At 58.1% G+C, this 5,563-nt stretch carries 5 protein-coding genes and 1 pseudogene; all 6 read right to left on the reverse strand.

Annotation, left to right across the window (positions count from 1 at the left end; all coding sequences use genetic code 11):
* Positions 1–130: 130 nt before the first annotated feature.
* Positions 131–1,870: pseudogene (traD, locus tag IEG05_RS22720) on the reverse strand (type IV conjugative transfer system coupling protein TraD); the annotation flags it as partial.
* 1 nt (position 1,871) lies between these two features.
* The gene (locus IEG05_RS22725) at positions 1,872–2,414 is read right to left on the reverse strand and encodes an integrating conjugative element protein (RefSeq protein WP_336509766.1); all 543 of its coding nucleotides are present in this window, start codon (positions 2,412–2,414) and stop codon (positions 1,872–1,874) included.
* Positions 2,411–2,965, reverse strand: coding sequence for a lysozyme family protein (locus IEG05_RS22730; RefSeq protein WP_191122765.1), 555 nt, complete (start codon positions 2,963–2,965; stop codon positions 2,411–2,413). The genes IEG05_RS22725 and IEG05_RS22730 overlap by 4 nt, the downstream gene beginning before the upstream one ends.
* A complete protein-coding gene (locus IEG05_RS22735; RefSeq protein WP_191122766.1) occupies positions 2,962–3,708 on the reverse strand; it encodes a TIGR03759 family integrating conjugative element protein in 747 nt (248 codons plus the stop codon). Before IEG05_RS22735 ends, IEG05_RS22730 begins: the two co-directional genes overlap by 4 nt.
* Before the next feature lie 12 nt (positions 3,709–3,720).
* Complete coding sequence (locus tag IEG05_RS22740) at positions 3,721–4,449, reverse strand: hypothetical protein (protein WP_125884082.1); 729 nt, start codon at positions 4,447–4,449, stop codon at positions 3,721–3,723.
* On the reverse strand, positions 4,446–5,180 hold the full coding sequence (gene pilL2 / locus IEG05_RS22745) for a PFGI-1 class ICE element type IV pilus protein PilL2 (protein WP_376748108.1): 735 nt from the start codon (positions 5,178–5,180) through the stop codon (positions 4,446–4,448). The genes IEG05_RS22740 and pilL2 overlap by 4 nt, the downstream gene beginning before the upstream one ends.
* Positions 5,181–5,563: the final 383 nt, after the last annotated feature.

A 5,563-nucleotide genomic window follows, 5' to 3' on the forward strand; every position in this document is an offset into this window, starting at 1 on the left:
ATACTTGGACATGCTCGACTGGTACGGCGATACCTTCGATCCCACGGCATTTGACCGCGACGACATCAATCAGCGTCTGAAGCGGATTAAAGTCTGAGGGTCAAGACGGTAGAGAGCGGACGCTTACGCTTAACTGGCTTGTCAGCAGCTCTGCGGTGGCGGTTTCGCGAACGCGAAGCATGAAGAGGTTGTTGAAGTTACCGATCACCTGGCCTGCTTTGGCTTTGTTGCCGATCTTCGCCTCGATATCGCTCATGGTCTGGGTATAAGCGGTGACTTGGATTCCAGCACCGCCACCCTTGTTGATCATGGGAATGAACTCATTGCCCATGAGTTCGTTGAACTCGTCCGCGTGGAGGTTGATCGGCGTTTTAGACCCCCCATCTGCCCCAGGCAAACCATCGTCGACGCCGTACTTGTAGATGTGGCCCGCAACGGAAACCAGATCCGAAAACATGGAGTTGCCTACAGCCGCTGCTACCTCAGGGTCGGATAGCGCATCCAGTCCGATGTAAACGACTCCGCGCTTTCGGACGATCTGCATCCAGTCAAAGATCGGTCGCGGATCATTCAAATCGTTGTAGTCCGGCGATATGAGCTCAGCCATCCGCCCAGTAGTCAGCTTCTCCAACAAGGGGAGCAGGGAAGCGACGATCTTGTCGAAATAGGTCTTGTCGTAGCGCACTGCGCTCCGCAACCCATCCATTACCGGATCCTCGACTCGCGTCTGGGACAGGTACTGATCGATCGCAACAACCCGGATCGGCTTGCCCTTCATGTTGAACGGGATGTTCTTTTCGTTGAGCTTCCCCTCGATCGCCACAATCTTTTCCCAGGCCTTCGGGTCTCGGCTGTCGAAGTATTTCTGGCTGTATTCCAGGAACAAACCCTCGATGTTGATGACGTGTCGCTGGATCTTTGTATAGTCAGGCCGCTGACCCAGCTCGTTTAGAGCCCTCGCAATGATGTTCACGAACCGCCAGGAGAACTCCTTGAACGCAGCGCTGTTGCCTTCGCTAGGCAGCTGACCGGCGATCCTGCTTGCCACCTCGGAGATACGTCCGAAGCGGCCAACAGCGTTGTACCTGGCAGAGTGGTCAGGCCACCCAAGGTGAAAGACGTAGAATTCGCCGAGCCTGCCGGCACGCTTGGCCTCGATGTACATTCGCTTGAGCAGATCCGCATCGCCTTTCGGATCAAAGACGATGGTCACTTCGCCTCGACGTATATCCTGGGTGACGAACACCTCTGCAAGGCGGGTCTTGCCGACGCGAGTCGTGCCGAGTACCAAGGTATGGCCAACCCGCTCGCCAAGTGGAAGCGAAACCTCAACCTCGTCTGGCTCTATGCCGTGGAGGCGAGGGCTCCCTCCGACAGGCGGGAGGGGGCGTACGGGATTGCACCAAACATCCCAGCTTGTCAGCTTTGGCAACAGACTTATGGGGAAGGGCGCCCGCTCAAGCTTTTCCTCCAGCCGTCTTGCGAAGAGGTATGAGCTGCGAGGCTCGACGTAGTTGCGGTACTCAGGTCGGAAGGTCTGAATCAGCCGTTGGGTGTGCTTCTGCTCCCACCGAAAGCCACGGCCAATGAAAAGGCGCTTGTTACTGACCGGAACCTGCTTGCTAGTCATCACGTAGCGGGGGAGGCGACGTATGTTGCGTTGGTACCGGAGCACAGTCAGCCCTTGCCTCAGCCGGACGCCCCCAAACGCAAGGAAGAAAACCGCAGTGACGTAACCGAACTCCGGTGACAAAGCGAGCGCCCATGGTGAGTAGATGCTCAGGAAGGCGCCGCAGAAACAGACGAACACCGTATAAAGCTCAACGGGAGGCCTCAGTAGCGCCTCGATCGCGTGTTGTTTGACTGGCATGTTATTGCTCTACGCTTTTGGCAGTAATCAGGACGGGGTAATGGTCGAGCCCCAAACGCTCGGCAACGTCATCTCCCGCGGCCGGCACCATCCTCAAGTCAGGAGCGAGCGCCCTCAACTGAGCGAGTCGCCCAGCTGTTTCCACATTCACGACCATGCCCACGGCTCCCATGGCGCTCAACGCCTCGCTTCGCTCAACGAGCCACTGTCTCGACAGGTCATCATCGCCAACCATGAAGAAGGGCCGCAGACCCGGGGCATTTATCTCTCTCCTCTGGACCCGGCCTGGGGTGACGCGCTGAGCGCGAACTGGGAGCATGTTCGCTTCGGAAATTTGTCGCAGGGGTTGCCCCTGTGCCCTGGCTGCGGGCTTGCCGCCTAGCGCTTCGTAATAGAGGGAAGCATCCTCGCCTCCACGGTCCTCGATCACCTTCAAATCCGCAGTAGCAAACCCGCAGGCCAGTACCAGCGCTCCGCCAATGCATAACGACATGCGTGCACGACGCGTAGGGAGCCCCCCCCTGGAATGAGTCGCCGTTTTCATGGGTTCGTCACCACTAGAGTCGTCAGCTTGTCTCCTGCGACGCGCTGAAGCTGTTTACCGAACGCTAGGCGGTAACGCGCGGCGGCCTCGCCACCTGCAGGACGATGGTATTTACCAGCAGCGGCAGTCCAGTCACCTGTTTCGTCGTACCAGCCCCGCAAGATTTGCGCGCTGACCAGCAGGTTTTGATAAGGGTCCAGTGCATCGCACGGAGTCTTGAAATGATGGCCGTTCCAGCCGATGTTCACCTGGCCTATCCCTGCGTCGACTCGCTTGGCGCCGACTTCCTGGATACCGATAAGCAGAGCAGTGCAAGCAGCACTGCGAGTGGCGAACCGGAACGGCTCCCCAGCTATGTTCAACGTCCACGGCCAAGGAATGTATCGCCCGTTAAGCCTCGTCCCTGATTCCTGCAGGGCGAGTGAGAACAACACTGTTGACGGCACGCCAACCGATTGCGCAGCCAGCTGGTAGGCAGGGGGAGGGGTTTCCGCAGCAAATATCGCCGGGGCCAGCAATCCCGTAAGCGCGATGCTCGCAAATGTCCTCATTGGAGCACCCACTTTCCGTTGGCGAATCTGAGGGCCAACGGCAAGTCAGCGCCGAGTTTTGCGTCCGAACTCTCTTGTAGTTCCGCCCAGCGCCCTTCGTCGTGATTCAGAGTGATTTGCCGGCTACGGACCCTCTCCGGTTCGATCCCAGCACTCCGTGCCCAGCTGCGAACCTTAGAATCGTCACCTTCGCTGCCTACCACGTATATATCAAAGGGAGTGTTTGACCGCTGCAGAGCGATAGCCTTCTGAACGCATGGAGCACAATCACTGGCCACGAAGAGAGCTAGCCGGCCACTCCCACCAGAGGCGGGAAGCCTTGCTTCCGAGCTACTGAACATAGGCTTTTCAGGCTTGAGGTTTACCACCTGCTGCCCTTGCACAACGACGCCTACAGCTTCGTCGTAAGCACGTTGATACAGAAGCTCCTTCTGCATCCGCTGCGTCTCCATCTGTGCCTGAATCCGCGCGTAATGCATGCGCTCCTCGTCAGTGCGCGCTTCGATACCTAGCACGGATACCGGATCGAGGCCTGGCGAATAGATTCCCCTCGGCCCGTCCATCAACTCTTGGTATCGCTTCCAATCCTCGGCCGTCAGGCCCCACTCGGCAGCTTTCTCCTCTGCGGTGCGTGCGAGCTCGGTGTTACGGATTTGACTGTCCACCATCGTCGAGGACGAACCATCAGCGTGAACCGTTGAGGTGAGCGCAAGCAGCAGGGGGAGGATACGAACGAAGCGCATGTGAGCTCCTACCTATCGAAGAAAGACGACTTGTTCGGTCCCGCGCACATCAAACTCAGCGGTTTTAGTGCCGATTCGTTCCAGCCTCCAGGACTGCCTGATGTCCCCGGGGCGGATCAGCGAGATCTGGTCAAGCCTGGTGCTACCGACAGGAGCGATAGAGAGAAATCGTTCACCGCCGCGCACCTCAATCCCCACCACGTCGAAGGGGGGAGTGAGTACTACGGGCTTCGGTGCCGGCTTCTTCTGGGTTGGACGTGAGACAGGCTGGGTTTGAGCTGGTGGTTTGCGCACTGAGAGTGCAGCTACGCGTTTGCCCAACGCATCCATGCCGGTCTGCAAGGTCTCAATCTGCGCTGTGAGGGCAAGCAGATCGCGAGCAGTACTGTCGTCACTGCGGAGCGATTCGACCTGCTTCTTGAGCGTCTCGAACTGCCGAGTCAGTGCGGCATGTGCCGATTCGAAATCACTCCGCTGCAGCACCTGTTTCTGGCGATCGACAATGCCTGTCAGCTCTTCGTCCACTAGGGCCAGGTGCTCATTGACTCCTTTGATCTGCAGCTCAAGTCGCTTGTCTTGTTGCGCGCTGGATAAACGCCCGATCTGCCATTGCTGAACCCCACCCCAAGCAGCTAGCAGAACGAACGCCGCCCCGATCGCGATTAGCAAAGCGGGCGACTTCTTCGGTTGAGCACGACGATCAGCTACTCGGCGCTCCTCCGGCGCCATGGGGGGAGTCATCGGGCACCCCCTTCCACTTGGGTGGCAGAAGCATTCACCAACGGAGTAGGTGTAGCGATACGCTCATATCCTGGACGCTTCTCGAAGCAGATGTTGCGCGAGACCTCGTCGACAATGACCTGCCATGCGGGTCCAGCAAGGACCTGAACAGTATTCCGCAGCGTCATAGGCCCAAGCTGATATTGCGAGGCCGGCAAGGGCAGTCCGTAAAGCACCTTGATCTCATCAGTCGCAGGGCAGAGACGGTATCCAGAGCGTTGCAGCACGTAGCTCATTGCATCGTGAACGCTAGGGTTCATCGACTGCGGAACGGTGACATCGATGATCTGACTTAGCAGATCTCGCTGCTCAGCCCTGGGAGAGGTACTGACCAGTGTGTACCGTCCATACCGCACTACCGGCTCCGGTACCGGCGCAGCCCCATTGGGATAGAGATCAGGCCGCACTTGCTCAGGGACGCGGCTGGCGTTGCCAGTCCCTGCTGATGCTCCAGACTCTGACCTATGTGTCGATTGGGCGCAGCCCGCAAGGGCAATCGCAAATAGCAGAGCGCCGGCCTGGATGCAGCCCCGGGCAGCTGCGGCCGAATGTCTGGGATCAACCATGTGTAAGCCCTCATTCCGAGATGGCTTGCACGATGACTCTGCGGGTTTCTTATCGCAGCAAACAATGCGAAACCGGCCGCTTCCTATTTTTTTGGAGAAGGTCCCGCTGTATCTTCGCTCCCCCATGACCAGTTGTAGAGCGACATCCCGATGGAGGAGTACATCCGTTTATTCCGCGAAGCAATGGAGCGGACAAACTCGGTTTCGCGTGGCTTATCGAACTACCCCCTAGAGCTAGAGCCCTCTCACTTCATCGACTTGCCGGCTGTAGCGTTAGCCATTGCGAAGGATTTTTCGGAGTTCCTTCCTCACACTGACGTTCTGCCTGGGAAATGCTTCCGTGTGGCCCGAGAGTTGTCCTACGTGCTGTTTGATCTGAGGATGGGGTTTGGGGAGCAACGGAACAGAAAGTGCACTTAAGCCCAGCGCCTGCCCGCAAACCCTTGTGGCGTCTGGTTAGTTCGGGAAAACCATCCTTTTGTCGAACCCTGGCAGGCACTGACGCCAGG

The sequence above is a fragment of the Stutzerimonas kunmingensis genome, from assembly GCF_014764705.1.
Taxonomy (GTDB): Bacteria; Pseudomonadota; Gammaproteobacteria; order Pseudomonadales; family Pseudomonadaceae; genus Stutzerimonas.